The sequence below is a fragment of the Streptomyces sp. NPDC001156 genome, from assembly GCF_053598275.1.
This window is the reverse complement of the sequence record NZ_JBSFJX010000004.1, coordinates 24,014-43,560: the sequence shown is the minus strand read 5'-3', so window position 1 is coordinate 43,560 and position 19,547 is coordinate 24,014. Positions and strand designations below refer to the sequence as shown.

Here is a 19,547-nt window from a genome sequence, read left to right as displayed (position 1 = left end):
GGACTCCTTCTTACTTCTTGGTCGGGGACTTGGGCCGCTGCGGACCCTTGCGGCCGGACTGAGCCCTACTGCGGCTGCTGTTGCCCGGCTGCGACGTCGCCTTCTTGGCAGCTCCGCCCGGCTTGGCGGCCTCAGGCTTGTCATCCTCAGGCTTGTCATCCTCAGGCTTGTCATCCTCAGGCTTGGCATCCTCAAGGTCGTCGGACTTGCTCAACGACGGGGAGGAGGAGCCGGACTCGCCCGCGGCCTTCGGACCGCCCGACTGGCGCTGGGCCTTGCTCTGCCGCTTGGGCTGCTGGCGCTTCGGGGCACCGGCGGCCGTCACACCGTCCTCGAGGGTGGCGACGGACGCCACGGCTTCACTCTTCGCCACGGTTCCGTCAGCCTGAGCCGCGAGGCCCGCCTTGCTCAGACCGTTGATGAACTTGCGCTCGAACTCATTGCGCTCACGGCCCTTGGCGACGATCGCCTTGACGATGGCCTTCTCGCTCCGCCGGCGGATCCTGCCGTGGTGCGTGACGTGCTTGGTCAGACGCTCAAGGTAGGCGGCCTGGGCCTTGGAACCCGGGGTCGGGTTGTTGTGGATGACGTACATCTGCTGGCCCATGGTCCACACGTTGGTGGTCAGCCAGTAGACGAGGACACCCACCGGGAAGTTGATACCGAAGACGGCGAACATGACCGGGAAGACGTACATCAGCATCTTCTGCTGCTGCATGAACGGCGTCTTCACCGTGGTGTCGACGTTCTTCGTCATCAGCTGGCGCTGCGTGTAGAACTGCGACGCCGACATCAGGACGATCATGATCGCGGTGACGACCCGGACGTCGGTCAGCGAGGCGCCGAGCGCCGCGACCTTGTCCCCGCTGTCGGTGAACTTCGCGGCCAGCGGTGCGCCGAAGATGTGCGCCTTACGGGCACTGGCGAGCAGCGGCTCGTTGATGACGCCGATCGGCTTGGCCGTCGCGATGCCGTTGAGCACGTGGTAGAGGGCAAAGAAGAACGGGGACTGCGCCAGGATGGGAAGGCACGAGGAGAGCGGGTTGGTACCCGACTCCTTGTACAGCTTCATCATCTCTTCGGACTGGCGCTGTTTGTCGTTCTTGTAGCGCTCCTGGATCTTCTTCATCTCGGGCTGCAGCGTCTGCATCGCCCGGGTCGCCTTGATCTGCTTCACGAAGAGCGGGACCAGGCAGATACGGATCAGGATCACCAAGGACACGATGGACAGGCCCCAGGCCCAGCCCGTGTCAGCGCCGAAGAGCGCGCCGTACACCTTGTGGAACTGGACGATGACCCAGGAGACAGGTGTCGTGATGAAACTGAAGAGGCTGGCAATCGTGTCCACTAATCATGCTCCTTGGGCATGGGACGAGGTCTCTGCGGCCGGGCTCGAGGAGATCGACCCATCGATGGCCGGTTCGGCGGCGGAGGGCCCGCCCTTGCGTGCACGCCAAGCGTCGCGCAGCATTTCGTGCCACCGCGGACGCTTGCGCGGGGGGACATGGTCCACACCGCCCAGCGACCACGGATTGCACCGCAGGATGCGCCAGGCAGTGAGTGCCGTGCCCTTGATCGCACCGTGCCGGTCTATGGCCGTGTAGCCGTAGTGGGAACACGACGGGTAGTACTTGCACACCGGCCCGAGCAGTGGGCTGATGGTCCACTGGTAGAGCTTGATCAGAGCGAGCAGTGGGTATTTCATCGCGCGCCCCCTCCTCCCAGCAGCCGCTCGAGGGCGGCATCCAGGTCTCGGGCCAGCTGTGCTTGGTCGGCGTCACCCGCACCGGGTAGCGCTCGTACGACTACCAGGCTACCGGGGGGCAGCAGCGCGACTCGGTCACGTATCAGATGGCGAAGCCTGCGCTTCACCTTGTTGCGTACGACCGCTCCGCCCACAGCCTTGCTCACGACGAAACCCGCACGCGTCGGGGGAGCGCTCTCCCCAGGCGCATGCGGGTCCGTGGCACCGCTACGAAGGTGGACGACGAGAAGCGGGCGTCCGGCCCGGCGTCCTCGGCGTACCGCGGCCGCGAAGTCCTCGCGCCGCCTCAGCCGATGCTCGGTAGGCAGCACGACACGACCTGTACGCGATCAGGCGGACAGGCGGGCGCGACCCTTGCTGCGGCGGGACGCCAGGATGGCGCGGCCGGCACGGGTGCGCATACGCAGCCGGAAGCCGTGGGTCTTCGCGCGACGACGGTTGTTCGGCTGGAAGGTGCGCTTGCTCACTCGGGGGCTCCAGTAATGATTCGATGGTTGGCGGGGTGTCGCCTAGCTGTCACCGTGCGCCCACGAGTAGCTCGCATTACGCCCGAGTGCACCGCTTTCCGATCACCGAAATGTGTCCTGGTCAGGACACTGGTGCGTGATCTGTGCCCATCGGAGGCAGGCGGCAGCAGCCATCGACAACTCGACCTGGTTACGGTACGCGGGGCTACGCCATCCGGTCAAACCAACGACCCGCGAGAGACACTTGTCCACAGGCTGGGGACAGCAACTTGAACCACACCGGCCGCCCTGACTACCGTGGCTGGACTCCGATTCGTTCCCCTGCTCCAGCAGGGCTGCCCCCGACCGACCCGAGTTACATCCCGACCCGTCCTACAACCACACGTTCGTGGGACCCGTGAGAGAGCGTGCCCTGTGGCTGACGTACCTGCCGATCTTGCCGCAGTATGGCCACGAGTACTCGAGCAGCTTCTCGGTGAGGGCCGCGGGCCTGGTGTCGAGGCCAAGGACGAGCACTGGATCAAGCGCTGCCAGCCACTGGCGCTGGTGGCGGACACCGCGCTGCTCGCCGTACCGAACGAATTCGCGAAGGGCGTGCTGGAAGGCCGGCTCGCGCCGATCGTCAGCGACACCCTGAGCCGCGAGTGCGGCCGCCCGATCCGTATCGCGATCACCGTAGACGACTCGGCCGGCGAGCCGCCGGTACCGGCCCAGCCCGTACCACCGCGCTATGAGGAGCCCGAGCTTCCGCCCGCGCAGGGCCGCGATGTCTACGACGGCCAGCGCGGCTACGAGGGATACGGCCGCCACCGGGCGGACGACCACCGTGCCGTCAGGCCCGACCAGCTCCCCACCAACCCCGGTGACCAACTGCCCACCGCCCGCCCCGCCTACCCGGGCGAGTACCAGCGTCCCGAGCCCGGAGCCTGGCCTCGCCCGGCCCAGGACGACTACGGCTGGCAGCAGCAGCGCCTCGGCTTCCCCGAGCGCGACCCGTACGCGACGCCGGGTCACGACTACCGCACGCAGTCGATGGAGCGGTCGCCCTACGAGCAGCAGCGCCAGGAGTACGAGAGCGCACGCGCCGACTTCGACCAGCAGCGCCCGGACCGGCGCGAGCTCCCGGAGCCGCCCTCCGGCGGCGGCCATGTGCACCGGGGCGGTCCGGTGGGCCCCGTCCTCCCGACCACCGGCGCGCCCGGCCCGCTGGCCGCGCAGCCTGCGCCGGCGACCGGTCCGGGCGAACCCACCGCGCGCCTGAATCCGAAGTACCTCTTCGACACGTTCGTCATCGGCGCCTCCAACCGCTTCGCGCACGCGGCCGCGGTCGCGGTCGCCGAGGCGCCCGCAAAGGCGTACAACCCCCTCTTCATCTATGGGGAGTCGGGGCTCGGCAAGACCCATCTGCTGCATGCGATCGGCCACTACGCCCGCAGCCTCTACCCGGGCACCCGGGTGCGCTACGTGAGCTCCGAGGAGTTCACCAACGAGTTCATCAACTCCATCCGCGACGGCAAGGCGGACGCGTTTCGCAAGCGCTACCGCGACATGGACATCCTGCTGGTCGACGACATCCAGTTCCTGGCGCAGAAGGAGTCGACGCAGGAGGAGTTCTTCCACACCTTCAACACGCTCCACAACGCCAACAAGCAGATCGTGCTGTCCTCGGACCGGCCGCCCAAGCAGCTGGTGACCCTGGAGGACCGGCTGCGGAACCGCTTCGAGTGGGGTCTGATCACCGACGTCCAGCCGCCAGAGCTCGAGACGCGCATCGCGATCCTGCGCAAGAAGGCGGTGCAGGAACAGCTCAACGCCCCGCCGGAGGTACTGGAGTTCATCGCCTCCCGTATCTCGCGCAACATCCGCGAGCTGGAGGGCGCGTTGATCCGGGTGACGGCGTTCGCGTCGCTCAACCGGCAGCCCGTGGACCTCGGTCTGACGGAGATCGTCCTCAAGGACCTGATCCCCGGCGGCGAGGACACCGCCCCCGAGATCACCACGACCGCCATCATGGCGGCCACCGCGGACTACTTCGGGCTGACGGTGGAGGACCTGTGCGGCACCTCGCGCGGCCGCGCCCTGGTGACCGCCCGCCAGATCGCGATGTACCTGTGCCGTGAGCTCACCGACCTGTCGCTGCCGAAGATCGGGGCGCAGTTCGGCGGTCGCGACCACACGACGGTGATGCACGCCGACCGCAAGATCCGCGCGCTGATGGCCGAGCGGCGTTCCATCTACAACCAGGTGACCGAGCTGACGAACCGCATCAAGAACGGCTGACCGCCGCTCGCACACGGCACCGAGGGCGCCCCGGGACTTTCCCCGAGGGCGCCTTCCGCGTTTCTGTGCGCTTGCCCTGCGTCGCTCTTCTCCCATGCGTCGAAAGGCGCAGCGCCTCGGCCGCGTACCGGAGGGTTCAGCCTCACGGCCGCGTACCGGAGGGTTCAGCCTCACGGCCGCGTACCGGAGGGTTCAGCCTCACGGCCACGTGTCGCAGGGCTCAGTCCGTCGCGGCCGGGGGCGGGCACTCGGGGCGGCCCAGGGCCCGACAGCCGCGTGCGGGGGCGGCCAGGGGTCCTGCCCGGCGATGCGAGGACGCCGGCGTCCGCCATCCCGCGGACCGTATGCAGGACCGTCCCGCAGGCCGCGTGCATGACACCCGTTGTTCGAATACCTGCCGGGTTACGGCCACTCTCCACAGATCAGGCGACTTTCTTCCGTCCACATCCTGGGGACTGCGAAGTTGTCCAGACCGCGTCCACAGGCAGTGCTGTGGAATGACGATCAGGCCAGCTCAGCCACCTGTGGATTGGTGGACGAACGATCTCCACAGACTGTGGACGACTTGAAGATCCACAAGCTGTGGGCAGAGTTGTCCACCGTCGGCCCACAGGCTGCGGCCGGTTGTCCCCAGTGATCCGACCCTTCTCCACATCCCTGTCCACTGTTCGGCAACGCGGCACGTCTTCTCACCGGCCCGAGTGAAAGGCGTCACACCAAGGGGCTGGGTTGGCCTGTGGGAAAGACGGGTAAAGCTGGGGACGGCACTGGGGAGAAGTGCCCTGGAGCTGTGCACGGGGTGTGCAGAACTTTCCGTTCTCCACAGAGACACCTGGTTGTCCACCGGCTGTGCCCACAGGGCCCGTGGACAAAATCTCGCGTCTGACCTGCGACAACGCGGTTATCCACGGTATCCACAGCCCCTACTACTACTCCTAACTAGAGAGACCCTGGAATTCGCTTCGAAGCGGGTGCTGTGCACAACTCGCTCTCCGGCCTCCGACTGCCCCTCGTCACGACTTGACCCCGAGCGGCACCTACTGTCGGTGCGGTGCGTCAGACTGTTCCCCGGTGTCCTTCCCCTCACAGAGGTCCGCGACACCGAGTCAGACGACGAAGGCCAGGCAGGGCGAGAACGCCGGCAACAGCAGGAGGCGGCTTACGGTGAAGATCCGGGTGGAACGCGACGTACTCGCGGAGGCAGTTGCCTGGGCGGCACGCAGCCTCCCGGCCCGTCCGCCGGCGCCTGTCCTCGCCGGCCTGCTGCTGAAGGCCGAGGACGGCCAGCTGAGCCTGTCCAGCTTCGACTACGAGGTCTCCGCGCGGGTGTCCGTGGAGGCCGAGGTCGAGGAGGAGGGCACGGTCCTCGTCTCCGGCCGACTCCTCGCCGACATCTCCCGCGCCCTCCCCAACCGCCCGGTGGAGATTTCCACAGACGGTGTACGGGCGACGGTCGTCTGTGGCTCCTCCCGGTTCACCCTCCACACACTGCCTGTGGAGGAGTACCCGGCTCTGCCGCAGATGCCGAACGCGACGGGCACCGTCCCGGGCGAGGTCTTCGCCTCCGCGGTCCAGCAGGTGGCCATCGCCGCGGGCCGCGACGACACGCTGCCCGTCCTCACCGGTGTGCGCATCGAGATCGAGGGCGACACGGTCACGCTGGCCTCCACCGACCGCTACCGCTTCGCGGTCCGCGAGTTCCTGTGGAAGCCGGAGAACCCGGAGGCGTCCGCGGTCGCCCTGGTGCCCGCCAAGACCCTCCTGGACACCGCCAAGGCGCTGACCAGCGGTGACAGCGTGATCCTGGCGCTGTCCGGCTCGGGCGCGGGCGAGGGCCTGATCGGTTTCGAGGGTGCCGGCCGCCGGACGACCACCCGCCTCCTCGAGGGCGACCTCCCCAAGTACCGCACGCTGTTCCCGACGGAGTTCAACTCCGTCGCCACCATCGAGACCGCCCCCTTCGTGGAGGCCGTCAAGCGCGTGGCCCTGGTCGCCGAACGCAACACCCCGGTGCGGCTGAGCTTCGAGCAGGGCGTGCTGATCCTGGAGGCCGGTTCCAGCGACGACGCACAGGCTGTGGAAAGGGTCGACGCGAACCTGGAGGGCGACGACATCTCGATCGCCTTCAACCCGACCTTCCTGCTGGACGGTCTGAGCGCGATCGACTCCCCGGTGGCCCAGTTGTCCTTCACGACGTCCACGAAGCCCGCGCTGCTCGGCGGCAAGCCGGCTGTGGACGCCGAGGCGGACGACGCGTACAAGTACCTGATCATGCCGGTGCGGCTCAGCGGCTGAGCGCCGATCGCCGTCCACAGCCCCGATCGACCCGGTGGATCACCGGGTCCGCCGGACGAAGCCGCAGGTCGGGGGCCTACGGGTGAGCGCGTAGGCCCCCGAGTGTGCAGGAGAGCCCGGGTCTAGGCTCGGACGCAGGCACGGAAGTGCCCTCCTGCCACACCGCAACCTAAGGAACAACTGATGGAGCTCGGTCTCGTCGGCCTCGGCAAGATGGGCGGCAACATGCGCGAGCGGATACGCCGCGCAGGCCACACCGTCATCGGATACGACCGCAACCCGGACCTCGCCGATGTCCACAGCCTCGAAGAGCTTGTGGGCAAGCTCGAGGGCCCGCGCGTGGTGTGGGTGATGGTCCCGGCCGGCCGACCGACCCAGTCCACGATCGACGAGCTCGCCGAGCTCCTGGAGCCCGGTGACGTCGTCGTGGACGGCGGCAACTCCCGCTGGACGGACGACGAGAAGCACGCCGCGGAGCTCGCGGTCAAGGGCATAGGTTTCGTGGACTGCGGCGTCTCCGGCGGCGTCTGGGGCCTGGAGAACGGCTACGCGCTGATGTACGGCGGCGACGCCGTGAACGTCGCCAAGGTGCAGCCGATCTTCGACGCACTCAAGCCCGAGGGCGAGTTCGGTTCCGTGCACGCGGGCAAGGTCGGCGCCGGCCACTTCGCGAAGATGGTCCACAACGGCATCGAGTACGCGATGATGCAGGCCTACGCCGAGGGCTGGGAGCTGCTGGAGAAGGCGGACTCCGTGGAGAACGTCCGCGAGGTGTTCCGCTCCTGGCAGGAGGGCACGGTCATCCGCTCCTGGCTGCTGGACCTCGCGGTCAACGCCCTGGACGAGGACGAGCACCTGGACAGGCTGCGCGGCTGGGCGGCCGACTCCGGCGAGGGCCGCTGGACCGTCGAGGCCGCCATCGACAACGCCGTGCCGCTCCCGGCGATCACGGCGTCGCTGTTCGCCCGCTTCAGCTCGCGGCAGGACGACTCGCCGCAGATGAAGATGATCGCGGCGCTGCGCAACCAGTTCGGTGGCCACGCGGTCGAGAAGAAGTAATCCACAGGACCGCCCGGCGGTCCACAACCCTGGGGGAGGTCGGTGAACGACCATGCACGTCACGCATCTGTCGCTGGCCGACTTCCGCTCGTACGCCCGGGTCGACGTCCCGCTCGACCTGGGCGTCACCGCGTTCGTCGGCCCCAACGGACAGGGCAAGACGAATCTCGTCGAGGCGGTCGGCTATCTGGCGACCCTCGGCAGCCACCGCGTCTCCTCCGACGCGCCCCTCGTCCGCATGGGCGCCGAGCGTGCGATCATCCGGGCGCAGGTCAGGCAGGGCGAGCGGCAGCAGCTGGTGGAGCTGGAGCTGAACCCCGGCAAGGCCAACCGTGCCCGAATCAACAGGTCCTCGCAGGTCAGACCGCGTGATGTGCTCGGCATCGTACGGACCGTGCTGTTCGCGCCCGAGGACCTCGCGCTGGTCAAGGGCGACCCCGGCGAGCGGCGCCGATTCCTCGACGAGCTGATCACCGCGCGCTCCCCGCGGATGGCGGGCGTCCGCTCCGACTACGACCGGGTCCTCAAGCAGCGCAACACCCTGCTCAAGACGGCTGCACTGGCCCGCCGCCACGGTGGTCGCTCCATGGACCTGTCGACCCTCGACGTCTGGGACCAGCACCTCGCGCGCGCCGGCGCCGAGCTGCTCGCCCAGCGTCTCGACCTTGTCGCCGCGATCCAGCCCCTCGCCGACAAGGCGTACGAGCAGCTGGCACCCGGCGGCGGTCCGACCGCTCTGGAGTACCGGCCGTCCGCGCCTGGTGAGGCCCACACGCGCGAGGCCCTGTACGAGCAGCTGACAGCCGCCCTCGCCGAGGCCCGCAAACAGGAGATCGAGCGCGGCGTCACCCTGGTGGGACCCCACCGGGACGATCTTCTTCTCAAACTCGGGCAGCTGCCAGCCAAGGGATACGCCTCCCACGGCGAGTCCTGGTCCTACGCGCTGGCACTGCGCCTGGCGTCGTACGACCTCCTTCGCGCCGAGGGCAACGAGCCGGTTCTCGTCCTCGACGACGTCTTCGCCGAACTGGACACCCGTCGTCGCGAGCGCCTGGCCGAACTGGTGGCGCCCGGCGAGCAGGTCCTGGTGACCGCGGCGGTCGACGACGACGTACCGCACGTACTGACGGGGGCGCGGTACACCGTGTCCGACGGCACAGTGGAGCGCGCATGAGCACCGACGACCCTCTGCCGGAGAAGACCCCCGAGCTCTCGGGCGTGGACCTCGCGCGCGTGGCGCTCAGGGCCGCCAAGGAACAGGCACGCGCGCGGGGGGACGCGGCGCAGCAGAAGAAGCAGGCGCGGCGAGGCGGACTGCGCTCCGGCGCCCGCGCCGACGGGCGTGACCCCATGGCCCTCGGCGCCGCGATCAACCGGCTGATCACCGAGCGCGGCTGGGAGACCCCGGCCGCGGTGGGCGGTGTGATGGGCCGCTGGCCCCAGATCGTCGGCGAGGACCTCGCCAAGCACTGTGTGCCGGAACGTTACGACGAGGACGAGCGGGTGCTGACCGTCGGCTGCGACTCCACGGCGTGGGCGACCCAGCTGCGGCTGCTGGCCCCTCAGCTGGTCGCACGCCTGAACGAGGACCTCGGCCATGGCACGGTCCGGTTGCTCAAGGTCCACGGTCCCGGCGGTCCCGTCCGCCGCTACGGTCCCCTGCGCGCCCCCGGCAGCACGGGACCCGGTGACACCTACGGGTGACCGACATCACTCGAAGCCGCTCGGAGCAGGTGCCGGCGGTTGTTTTGCCATACCCGCACGCGGTTGCGAACACCGACCTGACTCTCAAGTAGCCAAGGGTTGACAGCCGGAAGCGCTGAGTGCCTCGTAGAGCCTCTTGGAGCCCCGCTCCGCATATGGGGAGTCGGGCGAGACCGGTTGAGGGCGGCACATGCGGACTCAGGTACCGGCAAACCCCCATCACTGTCGGCGCTACCGGTAGACTGGAAGACAATCCCGCCCCATACGTGGGGACCGTCCGGGAAAAGCTGAGCAACGCTGATCAAGGCTTACCAACGCAACATGCCGCAGCCGCTCCGGCAACCCGCCGACGAGCCTGGCTCGTGCTGTGCCAGAAAGGGCGCTTCGTGGCCGATTCCGGCAACCCCAACGAGAACATCCCGTCCACCGACGCCGGCCTGAGCGGCGCGGGTACCTCCTCGAACGGCGAGGTCACCGCCTCGTACGACGCGAGCGCCATCACCGTCCTCGAGGGACTGGACGCGGTCCGCAAGCGACCCGGCATGTACATCGGCTCGACCGGTGAGCGCGGTCTGCACCACCTCGTGTACGAGGTCGTGGACAACTCCGTCGACGAGGCTCTGGCCGGACACGCGGACACGATCGACGTGACGATCCTGGCCGACGGCGGCGTGCGCGTCGTCGACAACGGCCGCGGCATCCCCGTGGGCATCGTCCCCTCCGAGGGCAAGCCGGCCATCGAGGTCGTGCTGACCGTTCTGCACGCGGGCGGCAAGTTCGGCGGCGGCGGCTACGCGGTCTCCGGCGGTCTGCACGGCGTGGGCGTCTCCGTCGTGAACGCCCTGTCCAGCAAGGTGTCGGTCGAGGTCAGGACCGACGGCCACCGTTGGACGCAGGACTACAAGATGGGCGTCCCGACGGCCCCGCTCGCCCAGCACGAGGAGACCGGCGACACCGGCACCTCGGTCACTTTCTGGGCCGACCCGGACATCTTCGAGACCACCGAGTACTCCTTCGAGACGCTCTCGCGGCGCTTCCAGGAGATGGCGTTCCTCAACAAGGGCCTGACGATCAGGCTCACCGACGAACGGGAGTCGGCGAAGGCCACCGCAGGGGCGGACGAGGCCGGTGCCGACGAGAAGGACGAGGTCAAGGCCGTCACGTACCACTACGAGGGCGGCATCGTCGACTTCGTGAAGTACCTGAACTCCCGCAAGGGAGACGTGGTGCACCCGACGGTGATCGACCTGGACGCCGAGGACAGGGACAAGAGCCTGTCCCTCGAGGTCGCGATGCAGTGGAACAGCGGCTACAGCGAGGGCGTGTACTCCTTCGCCAACATCATCCACACCCACGAGGGCGGTACGCACGAGGAGGGCTTCCGTGCGGCGCTGACCTCGCTGATCAACAAGTACGCGCGCGATAAGAAGATGCTCCGCGAGAAGGACGACAACCTCACGGGCGACGACATCCGCGAGGGCCTGACGGCGATCATCTCGGTCAAGCTGAGCGAGCCGCAGTTCGAGGGCCAGACCAAGACCAAGCTGGGCAACACCGAGGCGAAGACGTTCGTCCAGAAGGCTGTCTACGAGCACCTCAACGACTGGCTGGACCGCAACCCGAACGAGGCGGCGGACATCATCCGCAAGGGCATCCAGGCAGCCACCGCGCGCGTTGCGGCGCGCAAGGCGCGTGACCTCACCCGCCGCAAGGGCCTGCTGGAGAGCGCGTCCCTGCCGGGCAAGCTCTCGGACTGCCAGTCCAACGACCCGACCAAGTGCGAGATCTTCATCGTCGAGGGTGACTCCGCGGGCGGCTCGGCCAAGTCCGGCCGCAACCCGCAGTACCAGGCGATCCTCCCGATCCGAGGAAAGATCCTCAACGTCGAGAAGGCGCGGATCGACAAGATCCTGCAGAACCAGGAGATCCAGGCGCTGATCTCCGCGTTCGGCACCGGCGTGCACGAGGACTTCGACCTCGAGAAGCTTCGCTATCACAAGATCATCCTGATGGCGGACGCCGACGTCGACGGCCAGCACATCAACACTCTGCTGCTGACGTTCCTCTTCCGCTTCATGCGGCCGCTGGTCGAGGCCGGGCACGTGTTCCTCTCGCGTCCCCCGCTCTACAAGATCAAGTGGGGTCGGGACGAGGTCGAGTACGCGTACTCCGACCGCGAGCGCGACGCACTGCTGGAGATGGGCCGCCAGCGCGGCAAGCGGGTTCGGGAGGACTCGATCCAGCGCTTCAAGGGTCTCGGCGAGATGAACGCCGAGGAGCTGCGCGTGACGACCATGGACATCGACCACCGCGTCCTCGGCCAGGTCACCCTCGACGACGCAGCCCAGGCCGACGACCTCTTCTCGGTCCTCATGGGCGAGGACGTGGAGGCACGCCGCGCGTTCATTCAGCGCAACGCCAAGGACGTCCGCTTCCTCGACATCTGAGTCGGTCCCCGCTGACCGCACCAGGAAGGATCTTCACCAGCAATGGCCGACGAGAACACTCCCGTGACGCCTGAAGAGGCCGGCGACACCACTGTGCGCATCGAGCCCGTCGGGCTCGAGACGGAGATGCAGCGCTCGTACCTCGACTACGCGATGTCCGTCATCGTCTCGCGTGCGCTGCCCGACGTGCGGGACGGTCTGAAGCCCGTGCACCGCCGCGTCCTGTACGCGATGTACGACGGCGGGTACCGGCCCGAGCGCGGCTTCTACAAGTGCGCCCGCGTCGTCGGCGACGTGATGGGCAACTACCACCCGCACGGCGACTCCTCCATCTACGACGCTCTGGTGCGTCTTGCGCAGCCGTGGTCGATGCGGATGCCGCTGGTGGATTCCAACGGCAACTTCGGCTCCCCGGGCAACGACCCCGCGGCCGCCATGCGCTACACCGAGTGCAAGATGGCGCCGCTGTCCATGGAGATGGTCCGGGACATCGACGAGGAGACCGTCGACTTCACGGACAACTACGACGGCCGCTCCCAGGAGCCGACGGTCCTGCCGTCCCGTTTCCCGAACCTGCTGATCAACGGCTCGGCCGGTATCGCGGTCGGCATGGCGACCAACATCCCGCCGCACAACCTCCGCGAGGTCGCGGCCGGCGCCCAGTGGTACCTGGAGAACCCGGAGGCCTCGCACGAGGAGCTGCTCGACGCCCTCGTCGAGCGCATCAAGGGCCCCGACTTCCCGACGGGTGCCCTCGTGGTGGGCCGCAAGGGCATCGAGGAGGCGTACCGCACCGGCCGCGGCTCGATCACCATGCGCGCGGTCGTCGAGGTCGAGGAGATCCAGAACCGCCAGTGCCTGGTGGTCACCGAGCTGCCGTACCAGGTCAACCCCGACAACCTTGCGCAGAAGATCGCCGACCTGGTGAAGGACGGCAAGATCGGCGGCATCGCGGACGTCCGCGACGAGACGTCGTCGCGCACCGGCCAGCGCCTGGTCATCGTCCTCAAGAGGGACGCGGTCGCCAAGGTCGTCCTGAACAACCTCTACAAGCACACCGACCTGCAGACGAACTTCGGCGCCAACATGCTGGCGCTCGTGGACGGCGTGCCGCGCACCCTGTCCCTGGACGCGTTCATCCGCCACTGGGTGACGCACCAGATCGAGGTCGTCGTCCGCCGTACGCGCTTCCGGCTGCGCAAGGCCGAGGAGCGTGCGCACATCCTGCGCGGTCTGCTGAAGGCCCTGGACGCCATCGACGAGGTCATCGCGCTGATCCGGCGCAGCGACACCGTCGAGATCGCGCGGGACGGCCTGATGCGCCTCCTGGAGATCGACGAGATCCAGGCGAACGCCATCCTCGAGATGCAGCTGCGCCGACTCGCGGCCCTGGAGCGTCGGAAGATCGTCCAGGAGCACGACGAGCTGCAGGCGAAGATCCAGGAGTACAACGAGATCCTGGCCTCGCCCGTCCGCCAGCGCGGCATCATCAGCGAGGAGCTCGCCGCGATCGTCGAGAAGTACAGCGACGAACGCCGCAGCCAGCTGGTGCCCTTCGACGGCGACATGTCCATCGAGGACCTCATCGCCGAGGAGGACATCGTCGTCACGGTGACCCGCGGCGGCTACATCAAGCGCACCAAGACCGACGACTACCGGGCCCAGAAGCGCGGCGGCAAGGGCGTGCGCGGCACGAAGCTGAAGGAAGACGACATCGTCGACCACTTCTTCGTGTCCACGACGCACCACTGGCTGCTGTTCTTCACCAACAAGGGCCGCGTCTACCGCGCGAAGGCCTATGAGCTGCCGGACGCCGGCCGGGACGCGCGCGGTCAGCACGTCGCGAACCTGCTGGCCTTCCAGCCGGACGAGTCGATCGCCGAGATCCTGGCCATCCGCGACTACGAGGCCGCGCCCTACCTGGTGCTCGCCACCAAGGGCGGTCTGGTCAAGAAGACGCCTCTGAAGGATTACGATTCGCCGCGTTCCGGCGGTGTCATCGCGATCAATCTCCGGGAGACGGCGGACGGATCCGACGACGAACTGATTGGGGCCGAGCTCGTTTCACCGGACGACGATCTGCTTCTGATCAGCAAGAAGGCACAGTCGATCCGGTTCACGGCGACCGACGAGTCCCTGCGCCCAATGGGCCGCGCCACCTCGGGCGTCAAGGGCATGAGTTTCCGTGGGGGCGACGAGCTTCTCTCGATGAATGTTGTTCGACCCGGTACGTTCGTGTTCACTGCCACAGACGGCGGGTACGCGAAGCGGACCGCTGTCGACGAGTACCGCGTCCAGGGTCGCGGTGGCCTCGGTATCAAGGCCGCCAAGATCGTTGAGGACCGCGGCTCGCTCGTCGGTGCGCTGGTGGTCGAGGAGACCGACGAGATCCTCGCCATCACGCTGTCGGGCGGTGTGATTCGCACGCGAGTCAACGAGGTCAGGGAGACGGGCCGTGACACCATGGGCGTCCAACTGATCAATCTGGGCAAGCGCGATGCCGTGGTCGGTATCGCACGTAACGCCGAGGCGGGGCGCGAGGCGGAGGAAGTCGACGGCGGCGAGGCCGTGGACGAGATCGCCGAGGATGCCGCGATCACCGGCACGGACGAGGGCGAAGCGCCCTCGGCCGAGTAGCACGAGGAGTGAGTCAGCGTGAGCGGAGCCACCGGCCCCGGATCGACCGGTGCGGAAACGGACGGCGGCCGTGGCTCCGCCGCGGAATCGACCTACTCCCATGAGTCTCATGGATCCCAGGGGGGAACTGTGACGGACACCCGAGGCCCGCAGACCCAGCAGCCGGCTGGAGCGGGCCCGGCCGCTCCCGGCGCCACACCGCCCGCGCCGGCAGCGCCGCCGACCGCTGCGCCGGGGGCCACCGCGCCGCCCGCGTCTCCCCTGCCGGGGGAGCGCCGGACCCAGCAGCAGGCGGGGCCCTACCATCCGCCGCACGCCTATCAGGCACAGCCGCCGACGGGCGCCATGCGCCGGCCGCGCACGGGCGCGAGCACCACTCCGCGCACCCGCAAGGCGCGTCTGAGGGTGGCGAAGGCCGATCCGTGGTCCGTGATGAAGGTCAGCTTCCTGCTCTCCATCGCGCTCGGCATCTGCACCATCGTGGCAGCGGCGGTGCTGTGGATGGTCATGAACGCGATGGGCGTCTTCTCGACGGTCGGCGGCACGATCTCGGAGGCCACCGGCTCGACCGAGTCGAACGGTTTCGATCTGCAGTCGTTCCTGTCCCTGCCGCACGTCCTGATGTTCACGACGATCATCGCGGTCATCGATGTCGTCCTGGCGACCGCCCTCGCCACACTGGGCGCGTTCATCTACAACGTTTCCGCGGGCTTCGTGGGCGGTGTCGAGCTGACGCTGGCGGAAGACGAGTAGGCGCCCTCCGCAACGCCCGCGGCGTCAACGGCGCGCGCCTTTCCTACCGGACGTTCGCCGCACCGCTACGGGCGTCCTTGTCGGCGCCCGGCCGTCGACACACCACGTCGGCTGCCTCGGCGGTGAGAGCGCATCCCGGACGGGATGCGCTCTTCTGTTTCCGGGCGGGGCCACCGTGCGAGCCGCCCCGGCTGGGCCCTGGGAGGCGGGCGGAGCGGGGCCCCGGTATCGATTTTGGGACTTCCCACCTCGTGCGCTAATCTTCAGGGGTCAGCGCGCGGGACACACACCGCAAAGCGCGGCGGGGCTATAGCTCAGTTGGTTAGAGCGCATCCCTGATAAGGATGAGGCCACAGGTTCAAATCCTGTTAGCCCCACCAGCGAAAAGACCCCCGACCGATTGTGGTTGGGGGTCTTTGACATCTACGGCTGACATCAGCCGATGTGCGGATCTTCCCGAAGCTCAGTGAGCATCGCGACCGCTTCCCGTGACCTGGTGGACGCCGGCCCGCTTGACGAGCCGATCGAAGGTTCGGGAGAAACCCAACGGATCGATCATGCCGCCGTGCTCGAAGGAGAAGATCAGGCCTCGGCTGCGCTCCGCTCTGCCGGGCAGCCTTCCCGGCTCCGCTCGGGGCGCCGGTCAGCCCCTGCGTGGCCTCCCTCCAAGCGTTTCAAGCGCCTGTTTCCGAAGCCCCGGTACGCCTAGACTCGGCAGATGACCTTGGAATGGGAACAGGTAATTGTTCACTCGGTGGATCCGGTGGCCTTGGGGCAGTGGTGGGCCGAGGCTCTTGGTTGGGTTGTGGTCCACTCCTCCGATGAGGAGTTCGAGATCCGCCCGGAGCCGGATCGCCTGCCAGGGTTGGACTTCGTCCGGCTTGATGAGAGTAAGAAGGTCAAGAGCCGGCTGCATCTCGACTTCAGGCCCGATGACCAGGACGCCGAGGTGGCTCGCCTCGAGGCTCATGGCGCCAAGCGTGTCGACATCGGCCAGGGCGACCAGTCGTGGGTTGTCATGGCAGACCCCGAAGGCAACGAGTTCTGTGTCCTGGGTCAACGGCGTCAGTGAGAACCCCTGAGAGCCCGCGTGTTCAGCCTGGCGGGCTCATTGCCAGGTCAGAAGCCCGGTAGACCATCAGCGTCTACCGGGCTTCCGCATATGAGGGCCTGCGAGATCCACCCGGTCGCCGCCCAGTGGCGTGCGGTACCCCAGGGGGTGGCGTAGGCAGGCTCCATGGGCGAAGAGGCTGAGAAGGTCTATCACCCCGGGGAGATCGTTCCCGCACTCGGAATGTACGAATGCGACTGTGGGCAGCGCCACAAGTACCACACCGGCGTGCGCGAGCGCTTTCCGCCGTTGGCCGAGGGGTGCAGGGGCAGTGGATGGCAACTGAAAGCCATTGGGCAACCCAACCCCTGACCTCGCGGGACGGGCGGGCTTCCGGGCGGATCCACACCCACGCGGCCGCGGACTACGCGGGCCAGGTCCTCCGCGCCCGAGGGCGAAAAGCCGGGTGCCGTGTCGTGGCCGCCGAGACGCTGGCCGCGGGCGGTGCCGGCCGCGTGAGTTACCCCGGAAATCCTCAGGAGAGGTGTCGCTAGAGTCGGCGTCCACAGCAGAGTCACAGCAGTGGGGTGGGACAGATGAGACTGCGGCACACCGCGGCCTGGGCAGGGGTGACGGTGGCGGCGCTGATGCTGACGTCCGCGTGCAGCACGGTGTCGGCGACGGGTGAAAACAGCCGCCGCCGACACACGGAGGGCGCGAAGACGGCCGCCAAGGCCGTCGACAACGCCGACATGACCGTGGCGGCGCTGGCGCGGGCGACCGATCGGACCGAGAACGTGGGGTCCGCCCAGGTCAGGATGACGACCGAGAGGTCGGGGTCCGGCCCGATCAGCCTGGACGGCACGTACTCCTGGGGTCAGGGCCTCGCGTTCGACGTCATGATGGACACCAAGGCCGTGCGGGCGCCCGGGGGCCGGCCCGCCGCCGCCAAGACCCACACGGTGTTCGTGGACGGCGCCTACTACTACGACATCGGCCCGCGGCCTTCCGGCCCACTCAAGGGCAAGGAATGGATGAAGATCGACGCGTCGGCGGTGTTCGGCGACAAGGGCGCCCAGGCGTTTCAGGGGAACTCCGCCGCGGGCAGCCCCGCGTTCGCGATGAAGGGCCTGAAGTACGCCAACAATGTCGACGACCTCGGCAAGGAGACCGTCGACGGGCAGAGTGCGACCCACTACCGGGCCGTGGTCGACAAGGAGCACATGGGCACGTTCAAGAAGGTCTATGGCGACCCGAACTCTTCGGTGCGATGACCGGCCATGGTGACTCGATCACCATGGACATCTGGGTCGGTGCCAAGGGCTTCCCGGTCCGGATGAAGCAGCGGTTCGGCAGTGTGACGGTGACGATGGACTTCGAGAAGTTCGGCGCCACGGCCGCGATCAAGGCCCCGCCCGCCGCACAGACCGGTGATGTCACCGAGCAGCTGAAGAAGGCCGTCGCGCAGCAGCAGAGCATCAAGCAGGGCCGGACAAGGCGATGACGGGCGGCCAAAGGTTCACCAAATGCCTCCGAGGACGCCCCGGCCTTCAGGCCGGGGAGGAATGGGACCCCTGCGGAGCAGGGCAGGAAACGGGGGTTTCGCCCCCAGGGCGAAAGACCGCCCACATGATCGGGTAAGGTGTGCGTGCGTTGCGAGAACCAAGCGCGCACCGTGCCGATCGAGAACCAAGACGGCACGCGCACCTCCAAGCTTTGCCGTACAAAACCGGGCTGGTTTCAACCCGGCTGGTGTTGATCGTGTAAGAGCTGCTGGTCGCTGACCCGCAGCCAACGTGAGCCAGGAATCCCCCTGCTTCAGCTGGGGGAGGATTCAAATCCTGTTGGCCCCACCAGTGAATAGACCCCCGATCCAGCAGGATCGGGGGTTCTTGCATCTACGGCTGACATCGGCCGAAGATCGCGTCTCCGTAACCGCGTGGCCATGAGCCATGGCCGTAGGTGCGATGCCGCCGTGAACAGCACGGGCACGCCCTTGTCGGCCATGGCGGGTTCTCGCATGGAGGGTCGTGGTCAATGCTGTCCGGAGATGGCCGCAAGGCCCGGCACCTGGGAGCGGGTGCCGGGCAGCCTGCCTGAGGCGTACGCAATTCGCCTGTGGGCCCACGATGCGTCGTGGGCGGTGGTGGTGCGGCGGGGAGAGGGTCAGTGCGCGAGGTGCGCGGGAAGCTCGGCGGAGGCCACGAGGGGGTCGAAGCGGGACTCCAGGGCCGAGCGGGCGAGGGGGATGGCCGGGCTGGCGTCCGTGAGCGGGCGGTGTCGGCAGGACGGGGAGGAGCCGTGGGCCTCGGCCCTGATGCGTTGCTTCATCGTGGGGGGTAGTGACCGTTTGTGGGACCAGCCGGCGGTGGACTGTCTTGGCAGCATCTCGTCGGCGCTGGTGCCGGCGCTGTCGCAGTCGCCGTTGCTGTTGCGCTCCGGGTGGGCCTGGGGTACCGCCGCGGCGGCGGTCCTGGTGGTCAGTCCGAGCGCGGTGCACAGTGCCAGGAAGGCGGTGACGATGGCGGTCCACAGCTTCATGACCTTGTTCCCGGTCATGTCCCCTCACTTTCGGGTCGGGCGATTTGCGTACTTTCCTCATGATGTGTAAGGAGGTCGCGAAGTGGTGGACCGACAGCCGTGGCGCGTCGTTCTTCGGATGAACACCACCCGGATGGGCGCAAGACGTCCGTAAAGTTCGGGAAAGGCGGGGACGGCAGTGAAGGTCGCGGTCTGCGACATATGGTCACGTGGAGGCAGGGAACGGGTGGGCACGCCGTACTGCGGTACCCCGGGCCCGAGTTGAGGAGCGACTCAGGTCGCCGACCGATATCGGTCGGTGTGTATAGTCGGGCGCCAGAGGTCCCCTACGTCAAGGAAAGACGAGGTCGCGCGGTGAAGAAGCTTCTCCTGGTCGCACTGGCCGCCATCGGCGGGCTCCTCGTGTACCGCCAGATCCAGGCGGATCGCGCCGAGCAGGATCTGTGGACGGAGGCGACTGACTCCGTGCCCACGGGTTCGTGAGGTCCGACAGACAACAGATTCGGAGCAGGCCCCGACCGCCGGAGCGGTCGGGGCTTTGTGTTGTG

General features: G+C 67.8%; 17 protein-coding genes and 1 tRNA gene. 13 read left to right on the top strand and 5 right to left on the bottom strand.

Annotated features, from left to right (window positions below; translation table 11 throughout):
- Positions 1-10: 10 nt before the first annotated feature.
- Genes yidC through rpmH form a run of 4 tightly spaced genes read right to left on the bottom strand, consistent with a single transcriptional unit; the run spans position 11 to position 2,232 of the window.
- Complete coding sequence (yidC, locus tag ACWDA7_RS03435) at positions 11-1,348, bottom strand: membrane protein insertase YidC (RefSeq protein WP_450602538.1); 1,338 nt, start codon at positions 1,346-1,348, stop codon at positions 11-13.
- A gap of 3 nt (positions 1,349-1,351) precedes the next feature.
- Positions 1,352-1,705, bottom strand: a complete 354-nt coding sequence (yidD, locus tag ACWDA7_RS03430; protein WP_450602537.1) for a membrane protein insertion efficiency factor YidD — start codon at positions 1,703-1,705, stop codon at positions 1,352-1,354.
- Entirely contained in the window at positions 1,702-2,076 is a 375-nt protein-coding gene (rnpA, locus tag ACWDA7_RS03425; protein WP_450602536.1) for a ribonuclease P protein component, read from the bottom strand. The genes yidD and rnpA overlap by 4 nt, the downstream gene beginning before the upstream one ends.
- Before the next feature lie 18 nt (positions 2,077-2,094).
- The gene (gene rpmH / locus ACWDA7_RS03420; RefSeq protein ID WP_003956500.1) at positions 2,095-2,232 is read right to left on the bottom strand and encodes a 50S ribosomal protein L34; all 138 of its coding nucleotides are present in this window, start codon (positions 2,230-2,232) and stop codon (positions 2,095-2,097) included.
- A gap of 414 nt (positions 2,233-2,646) precedes the next feature.
- Between rpmH and dnaA the strand changes: the two genes are divergently transcribed.
- The 12 genes from dnaA to ACWDA7_RS03360 all read left to right on the top strand — a co-directional run bounded on the left by dnaA (position 2,647) and on the right by ACWDA7_RS03360 (position 17,962).
- Positions 2,647-4,512 carry a chromosomal replication initiator protein DnaA gene (dnaA, locus tag ACWDA7_RS03415; RefSeq protein WP_450602535.1) on the top strand — a complete coding sequence of 622 codons (1,866 nt, stop codon included), beginning with the start codon at positions 2,647-2,649 and terminating at the stop codon, positions 4,510-4,512.
- 1,164 nt (positions 4,513-5,676) lie between these two features.
- A complete protein-coding gene (dnaN, locus tag ACWDA7_RS03410) occupies positions 5,677-6,807 on the top strand; it encodes a DNA polymerase III subunit beta (RefSeq protein ID WP_359390495.1) in 1,131 nt (376 codons plus the stop codon).
- A gap of 183 nt (positions 6,808-6,990) precedes the next feature.
- A complete protein-coding gene (gene gnd, locus ACWDA7_RS03405; RefSeq protein WP_450602534.1) occupies positions 6,991-7,866 on the top strand; it encodes a phosphogluconate dehydrogenase (NAD(+)-dependent, decarboxylating) in 876 nt (291 codons plus the stop codon).
- 52 nt (positions 7,867-7,918) lie between these two features.
- On the top strand, positions 7,919-9,040 hold the full coding sequence (recF, locus tag ACWDA7_RS03400) for a DNA replication/repair protein RecF (protein WP_450602533.1): 1,122 nt from the start codon (positions 7,919-7,921) through the stop codon (positions 9,038-9,040).
- Complete coding sequence (locus ACWDA7_RS03395) at positions 9,037-9,570, top strand: DUF721 domain-containing protein (protein WP_359390486.1); 534 nt, start codon at positions 9,037-9,039, stop codon at positions 9,568-9,570. Before recF ends, ACWDA7_RS03395 begins: the two co-directional genes overlap by 4 nt.
- A gap of 362 nt (positions 9,571-9,932) precedes the next feature.
- Positions 9,933-12,017, top strand: coding sequence for a DNA topoisomerase (ATP-hydrolyzing) subunit B (gene gyrB / locus ACWDA7_RS03390; protein ID WP_450602532.1), 2,085 nt, complete (start codon positions 9,933-9,935; stop codon positions 12,015-12,017).
- A 42-nt stretch (positions 12,018-12,059) separates the two neighbouring features.
- Positions 12,060-14,654, top strand: coding sequence for a DNA gyrase subunit A (gene gyrA / locus ACWDA7_RS03385; RefSeq protein ID WP_359390479.1), 2,595 nt, complete (start codon positions 12,060-12,062; stop codon positions 14,652-14,654).
- Between the two features lie 18 nt (positions 14,655-14,672).
- The gene (locus ACWDA7_RS03380; RefSeq protein WP_450602531.1) at positions 14,673-15,407 is read left to right on the top strand and encodes a DUF3566 domain-containing protein; all 735 of its coding nucleotides are present in this window, start codon (positions 14,673-14,675) and stop codon (positions 15,405-15,407) included.
- 303 nt (positions 15,408-15,710) lie between these two features.
- A tRNA-Ile gene (locus ACWDA7_RS03375) sits at positions 15,711-15,787 on the top strand.
- 338 nt (positions 15,788-16,125) lie between these two features.
- On the top strand, positions 16,126-16,479 hold the full coding sequence (locus ACWDA7_RS03370) for a VOC family protein (protein ID WP_031224050.1): 354 nt from the start codon (positions 16,126-16,128) through the stop codon (positions 16,477-16,479).
- A gap of 575 nt (positions 16,480-17,054) precedes the next feature.
- Complete coding sequence (locus tag ACWDA7_RS03365; RefSeq protein WP_450602530.1) at positions 17,055-17,732, top strand: hypothetical protein; 678 nt, start codon at positions 17,055-17,057, stop codon at positions 17,730-17,732.
- The gene (locus tag ACWDA7_RS03360) at positions 17,729-17,962 is read left to right on the top strand and encodes a hypothetical protein (RefSeq protein ID WP_450602529.1); all 234 of its coding nucleotides are present in this window, start codon (positions 17,729-17,731) and stop codon (positions 17,960-17,962) included. Before ACWDA7_RS03365 ends, ACWDA7_RS03360 begins: the two co-directional genes overlap by 4 nt.
- Before the next feature lie 662 nt (positions 17,963-18,624).
- On the opposite strand, the gene ACWDA7_RS03355 is transcribed toward ACWDA7_RS03360, so the two are convergent.
- Positions 18,625-19,017 (bottom strand): DUF6344 domain-containing protein, encoded by a 393-nt coding sequence (locus ACWDA7_RS03355; protein WP_450602528.1) that lies wholly within the window; start codon positions 19,015-19,017, stop codon positions 18,625-18,627.
- A gap of 336 nt (positions 19,018-19,353) precedes the next feature.
- On the opposite strand from ACWDA7_RS03355, the gene ACWDA7_RS03350 reads away from it, so the two are divergent.
- Entirely contained in the window at positions 19,354-19,482 is a 129-nt protein-coding gene (locus ACWDA7_RS03350; RefSeq protein WP_003999697.1) for a DLW-39 family protein, read from the top strand.
- Positions 19,483-19,547 lie beyond the last annotated feature (65 nt).